The 19,298-nt window shown below is 69.8% G+C and carries 18 protein-coding genes; 10 read left to right on the top strand and 8 right to left on the bottom strand.

Translation table 11 applies throughout. The annotated features are described in order from the left end of the window. Nucleotides 1-130: 130 nt before the first annotated feature. The 3 genes from ACWDZ7_RS20750 to ACWDZ7_RS20740 all read left to right on the top strand — a co-directional run bounded on the left by ACWDZ7_RS20750 (nucleotide 131) and on the right by ACWDZ7_RS20740 (nucleotide 2,380). Nucleotides 131-1,108 (top strand): NAD(P)H-quinone oxidoreductase, encoded by a 978-nt coding sequence (locus tag ACWDZ7_RS20750; RefSeq protein WP_451798750.1) that lies wholly within the window; start codon nucleotides 131-133, stop codon nucleotides 1,106-1,108. 241 nt (nucleotides 1,109-1,349) lie between these two features. Further along, the gene (locus tag ACWDZ7_RS20745; protein WP_451798749.1) at nucleotides 1,350-1,772 is read left to right on the top strand and encodes a hypothetical protein; all 423 of its coding nucleotides are present in this window, start codon (nucleotides 1,350-1,352) and stop codon (nucleotides 1,770-1,772) included. Between the two features lie 65 nt (nucleotides 1,773-1,837). Then, on the top strand, nucleotides 1,838-2,380 hold the full coding sequence (locus ACWDZ7_RS20740; RefSeq protein WP_451517171.1) for a bacterial proteasome activator family protein: 543 nt from the start codon (nucleotides 1,838-1,840) through the stop codon (nucleotides 2,378-2,380). A 122-nt stretch (nucleotides 2,381-2,502) separates the two neighbouring features. On the opposite strand, the gene ACWDZ7_RS20735 is transcribed toward ACWDZ7_RS20740, so the two are convergent. Next, nucleotides 2,503-4,146 (bottom strand): protein kinase domain-containing protein, encoded by a 1,644-nt coding sequence (locus ACWDZ7_RS20735; RefSeq protein WP_451798748.1) that lies wholly within the window; start codon nucleotides 4,144-4,146, stop codon nucleotides 2,503-2,505. Nucleotides 4,147-4,452: 306 nt separating this feature from the next. On the opposite strand from ACWDZ7_RS20735, the gene ACWDZ7_RS20730 reads away from it, so the two are divergent. Continuing rightward, nucleotides 4,453-6,009 (top strand): protein kinase domain-containing protein, encoded by a 1,557-nt coding sequence (locus tag ACWDZ7_RS20730; RefSeq protein ID WP_451798746.1) that lies wholly within the window; start codon nucleotides 4,453-4,455, stop codon nucleotides 6,007-6,009. Between the two features lie 102 nt (nucleotides 6,010-6,111). Here the strand turns inward: ACWDZ7_RS20730 and ACWDZ7_RS20725 are convergent, their stop codons facing one another. Next, nucleotides 6,112-6,549, bottom strand: a complete 438-nt coding sequence (locus ACWDZ7_RS20725; protein WP_451798744.1) for a pyridoxamine 5'-phosphate oxidase family protein — start codon at nucleotides 6,547-6,549, stop codon at nucleotides 6,112-6,114. 90 nt (nucleotides 6,550-6,639) lie between these two features. Beyond that, nucleotides 6,640-7,302 (bottom strand): response regulator, encoded by a 663-nt coding sequence (locus tag ACWDZ7_RS20720; RefSeq protein ID WP_451798742.1) that lies wholly within the window; start codon nucleotides 7,300-7,302, stop codon nucleotides 6,640-6,642. Between the two features lie 406 nt (nucleotides 7,303-7,708). On the opposite strand from ACWDZ7_RS20720, the gene pdhA reads away from it, so the two are divergent. Genes pdhA through ACWDZ7_RS20705 form a run of 3 tightly spaced genes read left to right on the top strand, consistent with a single transcriptional unit; the run spans nucleotide 7,709 to nucleotide 11,327 of the window. Beyond that, nucleotides 7,709-8,908 carry a pyruvate dehydrogenase (acetyl-transferring) E1 component subunit alpha gene (gene pdhA / locus ACWDZ7_RS20715; RefSeq protein ID WP_451798741.1) on the top strand — a complete coding sequence of 400 codons (1,200 nt, stop codon included), beginning with the start codon at nucleotides 7,709-7,711 and terminating at the stop codon, nucleotides 8,906-8,908. A 2-nt stretch (nucleotides 8,909-8,910) separates the two neighbouring features. Next, nucleotides 8,911-9,891, top strand: coding sequence for an alpha-ketoacid dehydrogenase subunit beta (locus ACWDZ7_RS20710; protein ID WP_451798739.1), 981 nt, complete (start codon nucleotides 8,911-8,913; stop codon nucleotides 9,889-9,891). A gap of 11 nt (nucleotides 9,892-9,902) precedes the next feature. Next, nucleotides 9,903-11,327: a dihydrolipoamide acetyltransferase family protein gene (locus tag ACWDZ7_RS20705; protein WP_451798737.1), complete on the top strand. Its 1,425-nt coding sequence runs from the start codon at nucleotides 9,903-9,905 to the stop codon at nucleotides 11,325-11,327. A gap of 109 nt (nucleotides 11,328-11,436) precedes the next feature. On the opposite strand, the gene ACWDZ7_RS20700 is transcribed toward ACWDZ7_RS20705, so the two are convergent. Next, nucleotides 11,437-12,333: a D-alanyl-D-alanine carboxypeptidase family protein gene (locus ACWDZ7_RS20700; protein ID WP_451798736.1), complete on the bottom strand. Its 897-nt coding sequence runs from the start codon at nucleotides 12,331-12,333 to the stop codon at nucleotides 11,437-11,439. Between the two features lie 176 nt (nucleotides 12,334-12,509). Here ACWDZ7_RS20700 and ACWDZ7_RS20695 point away from each other — a divergent pair, with 176 nt between their 5' ends. Together ACWDZ7_RS20695 and ACWDZ7_RS20690 are read left to right on the top strand one after the other, a co-directional pair. Next, nucleotides 12,510-13,163, top strand: coding sequence for a GntR family transcriptional regulator (locus tag ACWDZ7_RS20695; protein WP_451798734.1), 654 nt, complete (start codon nucleotides 12,510-12,512; stop codon nucleotides 13,161-13,163). A 121-nt stretch (nucleotides 13,164-13,284) separates the two neighbouring features. Next, a complete protein-coding gene (locus ACWDZ7_RS20690; RefSeq protein WP_451798732.1) occupies nucleotides 13,285-14,592 on the top strand; it encodes an MFS transporter in 1,308 nt (435 codons plus the stop codon). 10 nt (nucleotides 14,593-14,602) lie between these two features. Here the strand turns inward: ACWDZ7_RS20690 and ACWDZ7_RS20685 are convergent, their stop codons facing one another. Beyond that, on the bottom strand, nucleotides 14,603-15,427 hold the full coding sequence (locus ACWDZ7_RS20685; RefSeq protein ID WP_451798731.1) for a maleylpyruvate isomerase family mycothiol-dependent enzyme: 825 nt from the start codon (nucleotides 15,425-15,427) through the stop codon (nucleotides 14,603-14,605). Between the two features lie 178 nt (nucleotides 15,428-15,605). On the opposite strand from ACWDZ7_RS20685, the gene ACWDZ7_RS20680 reads away from it, so the two are divergent. Next, nucleotides 15,606-16,442, top strand: a complete 837-nt coding sequence (locus ACWDZ7_RS20680) for a carbon-nitrogen family hydrolase (RefSeq protein WP_451798730.1) — start codon at nucleotides 15,606-15,608, stop codon at nucleotides 16,440-16,442. 66 nt (nucleotides 16,443-16,508) lie between these two features. On the opposite strand, the gene ACWDZ7_RS20675 is transcribed toward ACWDZ7_RS20680, so the two are convergent. From ACWDZ7_RS20675 to ACWDZ7_RS20665, 3 genes are all read right to left on the bottom strand, one after another. After that, entirely contained in the window at nucleotides 16,509-17,003 is a 495-nt protein-coding gene (locus ACWDZ7_RS20675; RefSeq protein ID WP_451798728.1) for an LURP-one-related/scramblase family protein, read from the bottom strand. A gap of 62 nt (nucleotides 17,004-17,065) precedes the next feature. After that, a complete protein-coding gene (locus ACWDZ7_RS20670; protein ID WP_451517157.1) occupies nucleotides 17,066-17,296 on the bottom strand; it encodes a hypothetical protein in 231 nt (76 codons plus the stop codon). A gap of 99 nt (nucleotides 17,297-17,395) precedes the next feature. Next, nucleotides 17,396-18,691, bottom strand: a complete 1,296-nt coding sequence (locus ACWDZ7_RS20665) for a M18 family aminopeptidase (RefSeq protein WP_451798727.1) — start codon at nucleotides 18,689-18,691, stop codon at nucleotides 17,396-17,398. Nucleotides 18,692-19,298: the final 607 nt, after the last annotated feature.

Raw genomic sequence — 19,298 nt, 5'->3', positions numbered from 1 at the left:
CTGGGGTTGTACCCCTGGGCCAGGGTGCGGCGTGGGGCAGGGCTTGGGGTTCTCTGTCGCGGTAGCGGTGCGTCGTGGCTTGTCGCGCAGTTCCCCGCGCCCCTGACGGGGCCGGAGTAGCCTCGGCCGCATGCATGCGATCACGATCCCCGAACCCGGTGGCCCTGAAGCGCTCGTATGGGCCGAGGTGCCCGATCCCGTGCCCGGTGAGGGCGAGGTGCTGGTCGAGGTGGTGGCCAGCGCCGTGAACCGCGCCGATCTGCTGCAGCGGCAGGGCGCCTACAACCCGCCGCCCGGCGCGTCCCCGTACCCGGGCCTGGAGTGCGCGGGCCGCATCACCGCGCTCGGCCCCGGCGTCTCCGGCTGGGCCGTCGGCGACGAGGTGTGCGCCCTGCTCTCGGGCGGCGGTTACGCCGAGCAGGTCGTCGTCCCGGCCGGACAGCTGTTCCCCGTGCCCGAGGGCGTCGACCTCGTGACGGCGGCCGCGCTGCCCGAGGTGACCTCCACCGTCTGGTCCAACGTCTTCATGATTTCCCACCTGCGCCCCGGCGAGACGCTGCTCGCGCACGGCGGTTCGAGCGGCATCGGCACCATGGCGATCCAGCTGGCCAAGGCGGTCGGGGCGAAGGTCGCCGTCACGGCGGGCAGCAAGGAGAAGCTGGCGTTCTGCGGGGAGCTGGGGGCCGACGTCCTCATCAACTACCGCGAGCAGGACTTCGTCGAGGAGATCCAGCGGGCCACGGACGGGGCCGGCGCGGACGTCATCCTCGACAACATGGGCGCGAAGTACCTGGACCGGAACGTGCGGTCCCTCGCGGTCAACGGCCGGCTAGCGATCATCGGCATGCAGGGCGGCGTCAAGGGCGAGCTGAACATCGCCACGCTCCTCAACAAGCGTGCCGCCGTCACCGCCACCTCGCTGCGCGGCCGCCCCGCCGCCGAGAAGGCGTCGATCGTCGCGGCGGTGCGGGAGCACGTCTGGCCGCTGATCGGTGGGGGGCATGTCCGGCCGATCGTCGACCGCACGGTGCCGATGAGGGACGCGGCGGCGGCGCATCGGGTTCTTGAGGAGAGCGGGCACATCGGGAAGGTGCTGCTTACGCGGTAGCGCGTTGCCGGCGTGCGGTGCGGTGCCGTGCCGTGCGGGGCAGGGAGACTGGCGCGTGGTCTCGTCCCTGCGGGCTCGACGTGGCTGGTCGCGCAGTTCCCCGTGCCCCTTCGGGCCGCCCCCTTCGCGCGTCCCTTCGGGTGCGATCAAGGTGCCGGAATTGTTGTGCTATGTGACGCTGTCACTGGCGTGATGATCCTCTTGGTCCTGGGCGACCCGACAGCGGGAGGGAGCCGGCGCGGTGCCTGTTCCATGGACGACTCTTCGCATGGTCCTCGTGGCGACGCTGCTCACGTCCCTCGCGGCGCTCGTACCGGATGACCTCATGTCGTACGCGGCCGAATCCGCGCCCCGAGGCCCCGTCTCCACCGTCGACGAGACGCCCCGCGCCGGGAGCCGCCCGGGTGAGGGCCGCGCACGGCCGGGGCGGCCGGATCCGCCGCTGCCCGATCCGCCGCCGCCCCCCTTCACGCCGCCGCCGTACGTACCGCCGCCGCAGCCCGAACCGGCCCCCGTGACGCACCGCGACCCCGTGTCCGACGCCGGAGAACCGGCGCCCGCCGAGGCCGTGCTGCCGGGGCTGCGCGTCCTGCCGCTCGGCGGCGGGCTGGTCCTCATCGGGCTCGGCCTCGGCTTCCTCGCTCTGCGGTTGCGGCGCGGCTGAGGGTGGATCAGCTCCGTACGGGGGCACTACCGATGTGTGATGTAGGGGTGCGAGAGAATGGCGGCATGGAGATGCCGAGGAACGAACGGTCACAGGAGAGTCCCCAGGTCCTGGTCGTGGGCCAGGACGGAATGGCTCTCGGTGGTGGCGGAGACGACGAATCCCGCGAGGTCCCGGTGACGGAGATGGTCGAACAGCCGGCCAAGGTCATGCGCATCGGCAGCATGATCAAGCAGCTGCTCGAGGAGGTGCGGGCGGCTCCTCTCGACGAGGCGAGCCGGGTCCGCCTCAAGGAGATCCACGCCAGCTCGGTCAAGGAGCTGGAGGACGGACTCGCCCCCGAGCTAGTCGAGGAGCTGGAGCGGCTCTCCCTGCCCTTCACGGAGGAGGCGACGCCCAGCGACGCCGAACTGCGCATCGCGCAGGCCCAGCTGGTCGGCTGGCTCGAAGGCCTCTTCCACGGGATCCAGACCACGCTGTTCGCGCAGCAGATGGCGGCGCGGGCCCAGCTGGAGCAGATGCGGCGGGCGCTGCCGCCCGGTGTGGGCGGCGGCGATGACGACGACGAGGGCGGCCTCGCGGGCCGAACGGGGGGTCCCTACCTCTAGGACGACCTACGACTAGGACGACCTACGACTTGGACGGCCTACGACGAGGGGCCCGGTACGCACCCCGCGTACCGGGCCCCTCGTCGTACTCAGGCAGTACTCAAGCGGTACTCAAGCCGTACTCAAGCCGGATTGCCCGTCGAGATGTCGAACTGGATGTCCACGTTCTTCGGGTCGACCTCCGTGCCTTCCTTCGGGGTCTGCCGCATGACGGTGTCCTTGCCGTAGGCGTTCTCGTCGACTTCGCGCTTGTCGTACTGCCATCCGGCGGCCTGCAGGCAGGTCAGGACGGACTTCCAGTCGCGGAAGGTGAAGTCCGGGACCTTGATCTTCTTCTCGTCGTTGTAGCCGGTCTCCGGCTCCGTGCACTTCTCTTTCTCGATCACCATGTTGCGGTTGGGCCCCTTGTACCCCGCCACCGGCTGCTTCGACTTGTCGTCCGACGCTTCCTTGCCGCCCTTGTCGTCGCTGTTGAGCGAGAGGGCGGTGATCAGGCCGCCGATGGCGAGGAGGGCGACGACGATCGAGCCGACGATCACCGGCATGTTCCGCTTGCCGGAGTTGCCCGAACCGGAGGACGTCGTCGTGGCCGGCTGCGGGGAGAGGTTGTACGGCGGCGGGGTGTGCGCCCCCTGCTGCGGCGCGTACGCGTTGGTGGGCGCCGGGGTCTGGTAGCCCTGCTGCTGCGGCGGGTAGCCGTAGCCCGGAGTGGGCGCGGGCGTCGGGGCCGGGGTCGACGGGCCGTAAGGACCCGGCTGGTACGGCGTCTGGACGCTGCCCGACTGCTGCGGGAGCGAGGAGTCGACCGGCGGGAAGACCGCGGAGCCGACGCCCGCGCCGCTCGCCGTCGGGGCGCCGGGGACGATGCTGGGGGCCGCCGCCTGGAAGGACTGGGCCACGCGCAGGCACTCGTCCCGCATGGACTCGGCGGTCGGGAAACGCTCGTTCGGGTTCTTTTTGAGCGCGCGGGCGACGATCGCGTCGACCGCGGGCGGCAGCGAACGGTTGATCGAGGACGGAGCGACCGGCTCCTCCTGGACGTGGGCATACGCGATGGCCAGCGGCGAGTCCGCCTCGAACGGCAGCCGTCCCGTGACCAGCTGGAAGAGCATGATGCCGACCGAGTAGAGGTCGGAGCGCGCGTCCACACCGCGCCCGAGGGCCTGCTCCGGCGAGAGGTACTGCGGGGTGCCGACGACCATGCCGGTCTGCGTCATCGACGTGACGCCGGACTGCATGGCGCGGGCGATGCCGAAGTCCATGACCTTGACGACGTTGCGCTTGGTCATCATGACGTTGCCGGGCTTGATGTCGCGGTGCACCAGGCCCATCTCGTGGCTGATCTCCAGCGCCGCGAGGACATCCGCCGTGATCTTCAGGGCCTGGTCCGTCGGCATCGCGCCGAACTGCGCGACGGACGCGTCGAGCACGGAGCCGAGCGGCTTGCCCTCGACGTACTCCATGACGATGTACGGCATCGTCGTGCCGTCGAGGTCGTCCTCGCCGGTGTCGAAGACCGACACGATGTTCGTGTGCGTGAGCTTCGCCACCGACTGGGCCTCGCGGCGGAAGCGCTCGCGGAAGGACTGCTCGCGGCCCAGCTCGGTGTGGAGCGTCTTGATCGCGACTTGGCGATCGAGAACGGCGTCGTACGCGAGGTGGACCGAGGCCATGCCGCCTTCGCCGAGCAGATCGCGCAGTTGGTAGCGGCCGCCGGCCAGCGAACGCCCCGCGTACCGCCCCTGTGCGCCGTCCTGGCTGCTCATCTCGTGCGTCCCCCATCGGCGCGGTGGCCGGACGGCTCCGCGGCTGGTGATCGATTACCCGCTATTCCTGGCCAAGTCTGCCCCAGGACGAGGACGCGTCAAGCTCGGTGCCCGTTCCGTGACCGTACGCGCAAGAAGCGTCTCGGAAGCGTTACAAGTTTGCGCGTGAGGACCCGGGAACGCTTTTATGTCCGGTCCACCTCGAACCGGCAGGTGGTGTGAAGGCTGTAGCGTGGCCCGTCGGAGTACCCGTACAGCGACGTACTCAGCACCAAGTACCACGACCAGAAACGACGGCGAGGACTGATGGCACAGACGCAGCGCGCTCAGGGCCCGTCCGACCCCGAGGCGACTGGCGGCGGAATGTCTGACGCGCCTGAGTTGTGGGGCAATGGCGGGCTCGTCGGAGACGGCCGGTATCGGCTGACCCACAGACTCGGCCGGGGCGGTATGGCCGAGGTGTTCGCGGCCGAGGACGTACGTCTCGGCCGCACCGTCGCGGTCAAGCTGCTCCGCTCCGACCTCGCCGAGGATCCCGTCTCCAAGGCCCGCTTCACGCGCGAGGCCCAGTCCGTCGCCGGCCTCAACCACCACGCTGTGGTCGCGGTGTACGACTCCGGTGAAGACGTCGTCGGGCCGAGCGTCGTCCCGTACATCGTCATGGAGATCGTCGAGGGCCGCACGATCCGCGATCTGCTGATCAGCGCGGAGGCGCCGGGGGCCGAGCAGGCGCTCATCATCGTCTCCGGGGTGCTCGAAGCGCTCGCGTACTCGCACCAGCACGGCATCGTCCACCGCGACATCAAGCCCGCGAACGTGATCATCACCAACACCGGCGCGGTGAAGGTGATGGACTTCGGCATCGCGCGCGCCCTGCATGGCGCGCAGTCGACGATGACGCAGACCGGCATGGTCATGGGCACGCCCCAGTACCTGTCGCCCGAGCAGGCGCTCGGCAAGGCCGTCGACCACCGCTCCGACCTGTACGCGACCGGCTGTCTGCTCTACGAACTGCTCGCGCTGCGGCCGCCGTTCACCGGCGAGACGCCGCTCTCCGTGGTCTATCAGCACGTCCAGGACACGGCCTTGCCGCCCTCCCAGGTCTCGGACGCGGCGCCGCCGGAGCTGGACGGACTCGTCATGCGCTCCCTGGCCAAGGACCCGGACGACCGGTTCCAGACCGCCGAGGAGATGCGTGGCCTCGTCCAGTACGGGCTGCAGATGCTGCACGAGCAGGGCAGCCACACGGGCACCTGGAACACCGGACCCGTCGAGATGCACGAGGGCGGCAACACCCCGGCGATGGGCGTCGCGGGGACGACCGCGATGGGGCACCCGGACTCCGGGACCGCGCAGATCCCGGGCCCGATGCTGCGGCCGCCGGGCGACGACGGCGGTTTCGAGGGCGGGCAGCGCGGCGGCAAGGGCGGCCGCGGCAAGATGTGGATCTTCGCTGTGCTCGCGGTCATCGCGATCGCGGTGGGCGTCGCGTTCGCGCTGAACGCGAGCAACGACACGAAGGACAAGGACAAGACTCCGACGACTCCTTCGACGAAGCAGTCGCAGAAGGAGAAGCCCAGCAAGAGTCCGGACGAGGACGAGACGGACAAGGCGACGGAGCCGGGCGGGGACACGGGGGGCCAGACCGACTATCCCCCGCAGACGAACCAGCCGACCGGGCCGACGCAGCCGACGCAGCGTCCGACGCAGCCGACGACGAATCCGACCCAGCCCACGCCGGATCCGACGACGCCGGACCCGACGGACGACCCGGTGACGGACCCGCCGACGGACCCGCCGGTCACGACGGACCCGACCGACGGCGGCGAGGACCCGGGCAGTGGTGCCGGCGACGGTGAATGATCCGGCGACCGTGGTGACGTAGGGACAGGGACAGGGACGGGTGCGTGGCCCGGCGGTGCGGGGTGCCGCTGTGCTACGCCTCGTCTACGTCTACGTCCATGTCTACGCCAGGCGTTGCGGCTCGACGGCCCACAGTTGCGGCTCTATCCGCAGATACACCCCGTCGAAGAGCTCCCCACCCGCGAAGTGCGGCGTAGGGCCGAAGAGTGCCAGCTCCGCGTCGGTCGGCTCGGCCGCCTCGCAGAGGCCGACGCACTGCACGGTCCACTGGCCGTCGCGGCCGGACGACGCGTCGAGGTTGTCCGCGCCGTACGCGACGACGCTGCCGGCGCACGCCTGGTGGTAGCCGTAACCCTTGTGCATGCGCAGCAGGAGCTGCCCGTCGACGACGATGTGGCGGGCCACCGCGAGGAAGGGCAGCGCGCGCATGCTGGTCGCCACCCGCCCGTAGTCGGTACGGCGGAGCAGTTCGAAGGCGAGCTGTTCATCGGCGGAGGCAGCGGCGGAGGCGGTGGGATCGACGGGGTCGATGGACGACATGACCCCACCCTCGTTCAGGGAGGGGATGTCGGAAAAGAGGACCCCGCCCCCATCCAAACGGGACGTAAGTCCCGTCGGTGGCGGGTTTCGTCAGCGCTGCTTCTCCGCCTGCATGCGCGCCACGTACGCGGCGGCCTGCGAGCGGCGCTCCATGCCCAGCTTGGAGAGCAGGCTGGAGACGTAATTCTTGATGGTCTTCTCGGCGAGGTGCAGCCGCTCGCCGATGACGCGGTTGGTGAGGCCCTCGCCGATCAGGTCGAGGATCTTCCGCTCCTGGTCGGTGAGGCCCGCGAGGCGGTCGTCGCCCTTGGTGTTGTTGCCGTCGCGCAGCCGCTCCAGGACCCGGGCCGTGGCGACGGGGTCGAGCAGGGACTTGCCGGCGGCCACGTCGCGCACGGCGGTGAGCAGCTCGTTGCCGCGGATGGCCTTGAGGACATAGCCCGAGGCACCGGCCATGATCGCGTCGAAGAGGGCCTCGTCGTCGGCGAACGAGGTGAGCATCAGGCACTTGATGTCCTCGTTCTGCGAACGGATCTCGCGGCACACCTCGACGCCGCTGCCGTCCGGCAGGCGCACATCGAGCACGGCCACGTCGGGCCGGGTCGCGGGGATCCTGACCAGGGCGTCCGCCGCGGTGCCGGCCTCGCCGACCACCTCGATGTCGGACTCCACGGAGAGCAGCTCATGGACTCCACGCCGGACCACTTCGTGATCGTCGAGGAGAAATACCGTAATTTTTCCGTCATCGCGCACGGGGTCAGTCTCACACACACGCTCTTTCGGTGCCCGGGCGGAACCCTTCTCGTGCGGCTCTTCCCGTGCCCGGGGTGGCCGGGATAACGTGCCGGTGTTCCGGCCCCCTGCAAGGCTGTGATCAGTGCTGTGACCAGGAAGTGTTCCCCCTTTTCTCGATTTACTCGGAAATCCAAGTACTCAGCACGTCGCCGTTTACTTGGAAATCCAAGCAAATTCGCAGGTCAGATGGGGTTTCACAGAATTGGGGAGCACTGGGTAACGTGCTTTGTGCAGGGCGCTCGCCGGGGCACCTGTCACGCCTGTTCCCGGCCAGCCGCACCCACCCCCGTGCGCGGGCACGGACCAGGCGAGCCGTACTGGCTACCCGGTAACCCCCGGGAGCCGGACCGACGGAGGAGCACACGTGACCGTGGAGAGCACCGCCGCGCGCACACCGCGCCGCAGCAGTACCGGCAGCGGCAAGCGCGCGAGCGCCAAGAAGGCCGCGCCGCAGAGAAGCACGGAGCCCGAGCTCGTACAACTGCTGACGCCCGAGGGCAAGCGGGTCAAGAGCGCGAAGAACGCCGTCTACGACGCGTACGTCGCCGACATCACCGGCGAGGAGCTGCGCGGCCTGTACCGCGACATGGTCCTCACCCGCCGCTTCGACGCCGAGGCCACCTCCCTGCAGCGCCAGGGCGAGCTGGGCCTGTGGGCCTCGCTGCTCGGCCAGGAGGCCGCCCAGATCGGCTCCGGCCGGGCCACGCGCGACGACGACTACGTGTTCCCCACGTACCGCGAGCACGGCGTCGCCTGGTGCCGCGGGGTCGACCCGACGAACCTGCTCGGCATGTTCCGCGGCGTGAACAACGGCGGCTGGGACCCGAACAGCAACAACTTCCACCTGTACACGATCGTCATCGGCTCGCAGACGCTGCACGCCACCGGCTACGCCATGGGCGTGGCCAAGGACGGCGCCGACTCGGCCGTGATCGCGTACTTCGGGGACGGCGCCTCCAGCCAGGGTGACGTGGCCGAGTCGTTCACCTTCTCCGCGGTCTACAACGCCCCGGTCGTGTTCTTCTGCCAGAACAACCAGTGGGCGATCTCCGAGCCGACCGAGAAGCAGACCCGCGTACCGCTCTACCAGCGCGCGCAGGGCTACGGCTTCCCCGGTGTGCGGGTCGACGGCAACGACGTGCTCGCCGTGCTCGCCGTCACCAAATGGGCCCTGGAGCGGGCCCGTACGGGTGAGGGTCCCGCGCTGATCGAGGCGTTCACGTACCGCATGGGCGCGCACACGACCTCCGACGACCCGAGCAAGTACCGCAACGACGACGAGCGGGTGGCCTGGGAGGCCAAGGACCCGATTCTGCGGCTGCGGGCCTACCTGGAGTCCGAAGGTCACGCGGACGAGGGATTCTTCGCGGAACTCGACGACGAGAGCGAAGCGTTGGGCAAGCGAGTGCGAGAGGTGGTGCGGGCGATGCCGGATCCGGATCTGATGGCGATCTTCGAGAACGCGTATGCCGACGGGCACGCGCTCGTGGACGAGGAGCGCGCCCAGTTCGCCGCCTACCAGGCGTCGTTCGCGGACGCCCCCGCGGGTGGGGAGGGCAAGTAACCATGGCCGTACAGAAACTTCCCATCGCCAAGGCGATCAACGAATCGCTGCGCACGGCGCTGGAGAACGACCCCAAGGTCCTCGTCATGGGCGAGGACGTCGGCAAGCTCGGCGGTGTCTTCCGCGTCACCGACGGGCTGCAGAAGGACTTCGGTGAGGAGCGGGTCATCGACACCCCGCTCGCCGAGTCCGGCATCGTCGGCACGGCCATCGGCCTCGCGCTGCGCGGCTACCGCCCGGTGGTGGAGATCCAGTTCGACGGCTTCGTCTTCCCCGCGTACGACCAGATCGTCACGCAGCTCGCGAAGATGCACGCCCGCGCGCTCGGCAAGATCAAGATGCCGGTCGTCATCCGCATTCCGTACGGCGGCGGGATCGGCGCGGTCGAGCACCACAGCGAGTCGCCCGAGGCGCTCTTCGCGCACGTGGCGGGCTTGAAGGTGGTCTCCCCGTCCAATTCGGCGGACGCCTACTGGATGATGCAGCAGGCCATCCAGAGCGACGACCCGGTGATCTTCTTCGAGCCGAAGCGGCGTTACTGGGACAAGGGCGAGGTCGACAAGGAGGCCATCCCCGGGCCCCTGCACAAGGCCACCGTCGCCCGCGAGGGCAGCGACCTCACGCTCGTGGCGTACGGCCCGATGGTGAAGGTCTGCCTGGAGGCGGCCGCGGCCGCCGAGGAGGAGGGCAAGTCCCTGGAGGTCCTGGACCTGCGCTCCATGTCGCCGCTCGACTTCGACACCGTGCAGGCGTCGGTCGAGAAGACCCGGCGGCTCGTCGTCGTGCACGAGGCCCCGGTCTTCCTGGGCACGGGCGCGGAGATCGCGGCCCGCATCACCGAGCGGTGCTTCTACCACTTGGAGGCTCCGGTGCTGAGGGTCGGCGGCTATCACGCCCCGTATCCGCCGGCGCGCCTCGAAGAGGAGTACCTGCCGGGCCTCGACCGGGTGCTCGACACCGTCGACCGCTCGCTGGCGTACTGAGGGAGAGGGTCGTGACGACGATGACAGACACCGCTCTTGCCGAGTTCAAGATGCCCGACGTGGGCGAGGGACTCACCGAGGCCGAAATTCTCAAGTGGTATGTGACCCCGGGTGACACCGTCACCGACGGGCAGGTCGTGTGCGAGGTCGAGACGGCCAAGGCCGCGGTCGAACTCCCCATTCCGTTCAACGGTGTCGTACGCGAGCTGCGCTTCCCCGAGGGTACGACGGTCGACGTCGGCCAGGTGATCATCTCGGTGGACGTGTCGGGCGGCGGTGCGGGTGCCGTGGCGGCGCCCGAGCCAAAGGCGGCGCCCGAGCCGGTCGCCGCGTCCGAGCCCGAGGCTGAGCCCGCCGCACCGGCGGGGCGGCAGCCCGTGCTCGTGGGGTACGGGGTCGCCGAGTCCTCGACGAAGCGGCGCGCGCGGAAGGGCGGGGCGCAGGACGTGCCCGAGCCGCAGCCGGAGCCGCAGCCGGTGGCGCGGCATGACGTGAACGGCCACGGTGCCCGGCCGCTGGCCAAGCCGCCGGTGCGCAAGCTCGCCAAGGATCTCGGAGTGGACCTCGCGACGGTCACGCCGTCCGGGCCCGACGGCATCATCACCCGCGAGGACGTGCACGCGGCGGTGGCCCCGGCCCCGGCCGCGCAGCCGCAGGACCGGCCGGCGGTGACCGAGGCCCCCGCGCCGCAGGCCGCCCCCGCCTCGGCGCCCGCCCCCGTGGCCGGTGCCGACGCCCGGGAGACCCGCATCCCCGTGAAGGGCGTCCGCAAGGCCACCGCGCAGGCGATGGTCGGCTCGGCGTTCAGCGCGCCGCACGTCACGGAGTTCGTGACCGTCGACGTGACGCGGACGATGAAGCTGGTCGAGGAGCTGAAGCAGGACAAGGCTTTCGAGGGGCTGCGGGTCAATCCGCTGCTGTTCGTCTCCAAGGCCCTGCTGGTGGCGATCAAGCGGAATCCCGACGTCAACGCCGCCTGGGACGAGGCCAACCAGGAGATCGTCCAGAAGCACTATGTGAACCTCGGCATCGCCGCGGCCACCCCGCGCGGTCTGATCGTGCCGAACATCAAGGACGCGCACGCCAAGACCCTGCCCGAACTCGCCGAGGCACTCGGCGAGTTGGTGACCACGGCGCGGTCGGGCAAGACCTCGCCCGGCGCCATGCAGGGCGGCACGGTCACGATCACGAACGTCGGCGTCTTCGGCGTCGACACGGGCACGCCGATCCTGAACCCCGGTGAGTCCGCGATCCTCGCGATCGGCTCGATCAAGCTCCAGCCGTGGGTCCACAAGGGCAAGGTCAAGCCGCGCCAGGTGACCACGCTCGCGCTCTCCTTCGACCACCGCCTGGTGGACGGGGAGCTGGGTTCCAAGGTACTCGCCGATGTGGCGGCCATTCTGGAGCGGCCGAAGAGGCTGCTGACCTGGGCGTAGTGCCCGTTCACCGGTATACCCGTATACCCGTTTCGGGTATACGGGTATACGGAGGAGGGGCCCGCCGCGGAGATCGCGGCGGGCCCCTCCTCCGTACTGCTGCCGGGGGTCAGGCGACCTTGAAGCCGTAGTCCATCAGCTTCTTGGCGTCCGAGGTGCGGTTGGCCGAGGAGGAAGAGGTCAGGACCGTGCCGATGACCGTCTTGCCGTTGCGGGTCGCCGCGAAGACGAGGCAGAACTTCGCCTCGGGGCCGGAGCCCGTCTTCACGCCGATGGCGCCGCGGTAGGAACCGAGGAGGGTGTTCGTGTTCGACCACGGCATGTAGCGGTAGCCGCCGGACTTCGTGGTGACCTTCTGCTTCGTCGACTTCGTCTTCACGACCGTACGGAACGTGGAGTACTTCATCGCGTTGCCGGCCAGTTTCGTCAGATCACGCGGCGTCGAGTAGTTCTTGCCGTGTCCGATGCCGTCGAACGAGTCGAAGTTGGTGTTCGTCAGGCCGAGCGTCTTGGCCGTGGAGTTCATCTGGCCGATGAAGTTCTTCACGCGGGCCTTGCGGGTCGAGCCCTTGCCGAACTTGTCCGCGAGCGCGTACGCGGCGTCGCAGCCGGACGGCAGCATCAGCCCGTACAGCAGCTGGCGGACGGTGACCTTGTCGCCGACGATCAGACGGGCCGACGAGGCGTAGTTGTTGGCGACGATGTAGTCGCTGTACGCCTTCTGGACCGTGACCTTGGAATCCAGGTTGAGGTTCCGCTGGCCGAGGACGACGCGCGCCGTCATGATCTTCGTCGTGGAGCCGGTGGACCGGCGGGTGTCGGCGGACTTGGTGTAGAGGCTCTTACCCGTGGCGTTGTTCATCACATAGCCGCCCTTGGCGACGATGGACGGCTTCGGCGGTGCGGCCGCGTGGGCCGGGGTGGTGAGGACGCCACCGGCCAGTATCGCGCTCGCGGTGACGGTAACAGCTGATACGCGACGTACGTCCTTAATGCCGGTATTCAAGATCTCTGCTCCAAATGCCCCTGGATTACGGCCGCATGGAGGGGCCGCTCTTCCGTAAGACGAGCGAGAAGGGGTAATGGATGTGCGGGGCGGCCCGGGAAATACCCGTGCGGTCTCGTTCGACTGCCATATGGACGGAGATTCCCTCGTATGCGTGTTGTATCTATGCTGTGCGCATGCCAGTCACCTCCATCAAGCAGCCGCCCGCCGCGGAGCGCGTCTACGCACACGTGAAGCGGGCCGTCCTGGAACGCCGCTACGAGGGCGGCACGCTCCTCACCGAGGGCGAGCTGGCCGAGGCCGTGGGGGTCTCCCGGACGCCGGTGCGCGAGGCGCTGCTGAAGCTGGAGGTCGAAGGGCTGCTGCGGCTCTACCCGAAGAAGGGGGCCCTCGTGCTGCCCGTCTCCGCGCAGGAGATCGCGGACGTCGTCGAGACGCGGCTGCTCGTCGAGACGCACGCGGTGCGCAAGGCCGTGCCGGCGCCGGCGGGGCTCGTGGAGCGGCTTGAGGCGCTGCTCTCCCGGCAGCGGGAGCAGGCCGCCGCGGGGGATCTCGCGGGGGCCGCGGTCACCGACCGGTGCTTTCACGCCGAGATCGTGCGCAGCGGCGGGAACGAGATTCTCTCGCGGCTCTACGACCAGCTTCGGGACCGGCAGTTGCGGATGGGGGTCGCGGTGATGCACTCGCATCCCGATCGGATCGCGAAGACGCTCTCGGAGCATGAGGAGCTGCTTGCGGCGGTGCGTTGCGGCGACGCGGGGGCGGCGGTCTCTGTTGTCACCCGGCATGTCGGGTGGTTCCAGGATTTGGCTCGGGGTGAGGTTCGGTGAGGTTGCGCTTTCGCGGGTCTCCGTCCGCGGGTTTTGGGTTTTTCGCCGCTTCGCGGCATGTTTCCCACCCACCCACCCGTCTCGCCGCATTGAGCCCATGCCGTAGGAACGGGAGGTTTCGGTGAGTTCTCTCTCCTCGCCCGTCTCGCTTCCCGGTGATCCGCCCGGCGGCAAGAAGGCCGTGGTCGTCTGGTCCGTCGGCGTCGCCGTCTACTTCGTCGCCGTCATCTTCCGGACCTCCCTCGGCGTCGCCGGGCTCGACGCCGCCGACCGGTTCCACGTGAACGCCTCCGCCCTGTCGACCTTCTCCATCCTCCAGCTGCTCGTGTACGCGGGGATGCAGATACCTGTCGGCCTGATGGTCGACCGGCTCGGCACCAAGAAGGTGCTGACCATCGGGGTCGTGCTGTTCACGGTGGGACAGCTCGGCTTCGCGTTCTCACCCTCGTACGCGATGGCGCTCGCCTCGCGCGCCCTGCTCGGCTGCGGTGACGCGCTGACCTTCATCAGCGTGCTGCGGCTCGGCACCCGCTGGTTCCCTGCCCGGCGCGGCCCGCTGGTCGCGCAGCTCGCGGGGCTCGTCGGCATGGCGGGCAATCTCGTCTCCACGCTCGTCCTTGCCCGGCTGCTGCACTCCGTCGGCTGGACCGCCGCCTTCGCGGGCAGCGCGCTGTGCGGTGTCCTCGTCCTCGTCCTGATGACGCTGTTCCTGAAGGACCACCCCGAGGGCCATGAGCCGGAGCCGGTCGGGCACACCGGGGCGCCCTTCGTGCGCAAGCAGATCGGCCTGTCCTGGCGGGAGCCCGGCACCCGGCTCGGCATGTGGGTGCACTTCACCACGCAGTTCCCCGCGATGGTGTTCCTGCTGCTGTGGGGCCTGCCGTTCCTCGTCGAGGCGCAGGGCCTCTCGCGGGCGACCGCCGGGGAGCTGCTCACGCTCGTCGTGCTCTCCAACATGGTCATCGGTCTGGTCTACGGCCAGATCGTCGCCCGGCACCACGCCGCGCGCCTCCCGCTGGCGCTCGGCACCATAGGGGCGACGGCCACGGCCTGGGTGGCCACGCTCACCTTCCCCGGGGACCACGCCCCGATGTGGCTGCTGATCGTCCTGTGCACCGTGCTCGGCTCCTGTGGGCCCGCCTCCATGATCGGCTTCGACTTCGCGCGGCCCGCCAACCCGCCGGAGCGCCAGGGCACGGCCTCCGGCATCACCAACATGGGCGGCTTCGTCGCCTCCATGACGACGCTGCTCGCGATCGGGCTGCTGCTGGACGCCACCGGGGACGACTATCGCGTGGCGTTCTCCGCGGTGTTCGTCCTGGAAGCGGTGGGGCTCTGCCAGATTCTGCGGCTCAGGTCCCGGGCGGTCCGCCGTGAGCGGGAGCAGCTTGTCGCCTCCCGCGTCGAGGCCGTGCACGTCCCTGTGTGAACATCCGCGCCTACGGCGTCACCGCGAAGTTCCTCAGGATCGCCTCCGCGAGGCCCTGGTCGCCCTCTGTCTTGACCCGGTCGGCCACGGACGCGTACGTCACGCGTCCGCAGGCGAGCCTGAAGTACGTGTCCCAGTCGAGGCCGATGGTGGCGAGCGGGCCGAGCGACGGCGCGCTGTCCACCGTGCCCTTGCCCTCGGCGTCCACGCGCACTGTGCGCAGGAACTCCACGGGGCCGCTCACATCGAAGACGACCGCCGAACTCGCGGGCGCCCCCGCCTCCTTGGCGACGACCTTCGGCAGCCCCTGGAGGAGGAGGTCACGGGCGACGTACGCACCGAGGGAGTCTAGATTGCCGGGCTTCTTCAGCGTCGTACGGAGGTCCTGTTCGTGCACCCATACGTCGAACGCCCGCAGTCGCATGGCGAGTTCAAGGGTCTGCTCGGAGCCGAGCGGGCCGCGGATCTTGGTGCTGGGGTCCCGCGACTCGTTCCGCAGCTGGCGGGAGCGGCGGATGATCGTGTACTCCAGCTCGGAGGTCATCTCCGGCGCGGTGTGGTGGCGCCGCACGTCGACCTGCATCTCCATGTACCGCTGGCCCTCGGTCTGGACGTGGTACAGGTCGCGGGGGAGCGAGTGGATCGGCCGCGGGTCGCCCAGCATCTCGCAGTCGAGGCCGATGACATGGGAGACGATGTCGCGCACCGACCAGCCGGGGCACGGGGTGGCCCAGTTCCACTCGCCCTCGGCGAGCGGTGTCACCAGCTCGGATATCGCCTCAACAGAGTGCGTCCAGGCATCGGCGTAGTTTTGCAGGCTGGGATGGAGACTCACGGGACCCCTCGACGGTCGTACGCGGGCGGTGGGTGTCTGTGTGGCGTCGTGGGGGTCCGGGGGGGTCCCCCGGAAAATCACAGTACGCTGCCCGCAGGCACCCCGGCAGTGCTTTCGTGTGACGATCGTAGGCTGTGCTTGACGGTGATGACGGATCGAATGCCAGGACGGTGGTAGTGTGCGCGCCTCTCTCATCCAGATCGCCGTGGACGAGGGCGAACCGGTCAATTCCCGCCGCGAGCGCGTCTCTTCGCTGGTGCGTGAGGTGGCGGCGCGGGAGCGTCCCGACCTTGTGGTGCTGCCCGAGCTGTGGACGACGGGGGCGTTCGCGTACGACTCCTTCGCGAGCGAGGCCGAGCCGCTCGAAGGGCCAACGTACGACGTGATGGCGAAGGCCGCGCGTGACGCGGGCGTCTGGCTGCACGCCGGGTCCATCCCGGAGCGCGCCGCGTCCGCCGACGGCTCCGCCGCACAGGACGAGCCCCTCTACAACCTCTACAACACGTCCCTCGTCTTCTCCCCCGACGGTGAACTGGCCGCGACCTACCGGAAGATCCACCGTTTCGGCTTCGACAAGGGCGAGGCCGTGCTGATGGGCGCGGGCTCGCGGCTCGTGACGGTACGGACGCCGGCCGCCACCCTCGGCCTCGCCACCTGCTACGACCTGCGCTTCCCCGAGCTGTTCCGGGGGCTCGTCGACGCGGGCGCGGAGATGTTCGTGGTGCCCGCCGGGTGGCCCGAGCGGCGGCGTGAGCACTGGCTGCTGCTCGCGCGGGCGCGGGCGGTCGAGGACCAGGTGTACGTCCTCGCGTGCGGGACGGGCGGTACGCACGCGGGCGTGCCGCAGGCCGGGCACAGTGTCGTCGTCGATCCGTGGGGCGAGGTGCTCGCGGAGGCGGGCGACGGCGAGGAGGTCCTCACCGTCGACCTCGATCCCGCGAAGGTGGCGGCGACGCGGGAGCAGTTCCCGGCGCTGAAGGACCGGCTGCTGGGAATGGATACGCCGCGGCGCTGAGGGTGCGGGGCTGAGGGCGCGTCGACTGGAAGAGCGTCGGCTGGAAGAGGGTCGGCTGGAAGAGGGTCAGTTGTCCTCGCGTTCCTTCTCCGCGAGGCGGATGACGCAGACCGCGACGGCGAGCAGCAGCGCCGTGTCCGCGTCCTCGCGCACCACGTGCACGCCGTACGTCTCGCGCACGCTGAACCAGCGGCGCGAGATGTCCGCGAGGAGTTCACCGTCGTACTCGATGGCGAACTCGCGGTCCAGGATCTTGCCGCTGACGTCCAGCTCGGTGCCGTCCACCAGCGTGACGCGGTAGTGGTTGCGCAGCAGGGACAGGCGCTTGCGCCGGACGGTGGCGAGCGGGCGTCCCTCCCGCTCGATCACCATCGTGTCGCGCAGGGCGAGCATCTTGGCCCGGATGTCGATGAGGACCCTGCCCCCCGCGTCCTTCAGCTCGAAGGTCTCGCGCAGGCGCATCGCCTTGCCGTCGACGAGGAAGACCTTGCGGCCCTGGTCGTCCTCGATCCAGTAGTCGTCGCCGATGCCGAGCAAGCGGTCGCGTACGAGTAGCTTCATGGCGCCATGACTACCCCGAACCTCCACCTTCCGGACATTCTGTGCCGTGTCGGCGGATCGGATCAGTAACCCCTGCGCTCCTGGTCGGGGTCGACGACCGTCGTCGGCGCGACCGGTGGCACCACCGCACGCCTGCGCCGCGCGATGCTGGTGAACGCGGCGACACCTATGAGGCCCACCGCCATCATGACGAGCCCGGCGACGGTGACGTTGAAGCCCTCCATCTTCCAGTCGGTCGCGAACGTGAGAATGGCGCCCACGGCGATGAGAATGATGCATCCGCCCAGGCCCATATGGACCGCCTCCCTGTGGTCGTGGCTGCGACTTCACCGTGTACCCGGCTCCGCCACCACCACACGGGAAACCGTCCGGGGCCCGGGGAAGGGGACCCCTCAGCCTTCGAGGAACGCCACGAGCGCGTTGGCCAGCATGTGGGGGTCGTCCGCGCCGCACAGCTCGCGCACGCTGTGCATCGACAGGATGGCGACGCCGATGTCGACCGTCTTGATGCCGTGCCGGGCCGCGGTGATGGGGCCGATCGTCGTGCCGCACGGCATCGCGTTGTTGGAGACGAACGACTGGAACGGCACACTCGCCCTCTCGCACGCGGCGGCGAACACCGAGCGTCCGGCGCCGTCCGTGGCGTAGCGGTTGTTGACGTTCACCTTGAGGATGGGGCCGCCGTTGGCGCGGGGGTGGTGCGTCGGGTCGTGCCGCTCGGCGTAGTTGGGGTGCACGGCGTGGCCGGTGTCGGAGGAGAGGCAGACGGTGCCGGCGAAGGCGCGCGCCCGGTCCTCGTACGAGCCGCCGCGCGCGAACACGGACCGCTCAAGGACGCTGCCGAGCAGCGGGCCGTCGGCGCCGGTGTCGGACTGCGAGCCGTTCTCCTCGTGGTCGAAGGCGGCGAGCACGGGGATGTACGAGAGGTCTTCCCGGCCCGCTACGGCGGCGAGGGCGGCCGTCGCCGCGTGCACGGACAGGAGGTTGTCCATGCGGGGGCCCGCGACCAGCTCGCGGTCACGGCCGAGGTAGGCGGGGGCCTCCACGGAGTACGTCATCAGGTCCCAGCCGGTGACATCGCCCTCGCCGAGGCTGGTCTCCTCCTCCAGGAAGTCGATGAGGTCGCCCTCGTGGACGTCGTCGCCCAGGCCCCAGATCGGCTGCATGTGCTTCTGCTTGTCGAGCTTGAGCCCGTCGGCGTGGATGGAACGGTCCATGTGGATGGCCAGTTGGGGCACACGCAGCAGCGGCCGGTCGATGTTCACGAGCCGCGTCGTGCCGTCGCGCAGCGAGAGGCGTCCGGCGAGGCCGAGGTCCCGGTCGAGCCAGGAGTTGAGCAGCGGGCCGCCGTAGACCTCCACCGCGACCTGGCGCCAGCCGTGGGCGCCGGCGTCGGGCTGCGGCTTCACGCGGAGGTTCGGGGAGTCGGTGTGGGCGCCCACGATGCGGAAGGGGGTGTGCGGGGTGGTGCTCTCCGGGACGTACCAGGCGATGATCGCGCCGCCTCGCAGCACGTACTTGCCGCCGGTCGTTCCGTCCCAGGCGTCAGTCTCCTCCACCTGCCGGAAGCCGGCCTTCTCCAGCCGCTCGGCGGCGCTCGCCACGGCGTGGTACGGCGTGGGGCTGGCCGCCAGGAAGGACATGAGGTCTTCGGTGTGGCCGCGGTCGAAGCGGGAGGGAGTGCTCATGGCGCCAGCCTAGCCAGGCGGCTTCCTGTGCGGCTGCTCCCCTCTACGTGACCGGCGTTGCCCCTGTCCCGCCGCTCTCCTCCACGTACCCGGGGTTGGCCCGTGTCCCGTCGCTCTCCTTTACGTACCGGGGTTGGCCCCTGTCCCGCCGCTCCGCGGCGGATGTCTCCCACCCACCCGCCCGTTTGCCCCGCGCTGGTCAGGAGCCGAACAATCCACCGGTTGCTGTCGGCTCATGGATGCCGGGCAACGGGCGGGTGGGAAACACCCGCCGCGCAGCGGCGGAACAGGATGCCTCCGCCGGAAGGGCGTCGGGCAACCGGCGGCCGGGTGGGAGGCATCCGCCGTGGAGCGGCGGTTCAGGACACATCCACCGAAGGCGCCGGGCAACGGGCGGGTGAGCGGAGGCACCCGCCGCGCAGCGGCGAGCCGCTGGTCCGAGTCGCCGCCCGTCGGCGGTAGACGGACGTGCGGCGGCCCGCCCCCCCGGGGGGAGACGCTGTTGGTTAATTCCGGGGCTCGCGTGACGTCGGCCTTCAAGACCTGGTTGTGGTCTTGTTTGGCGCCGGTGTGGGTTGGGGGGGGGGGGGTTGTTGTTGGAGCCGCA

This window comes from Streptomyces sp. NPDC003032, assembly GCF_053591415.1.
Note: the sequence above shows the minus strand (reverse complement) of the source record. Positions and strands in the feature narration are given on the sequence as shown.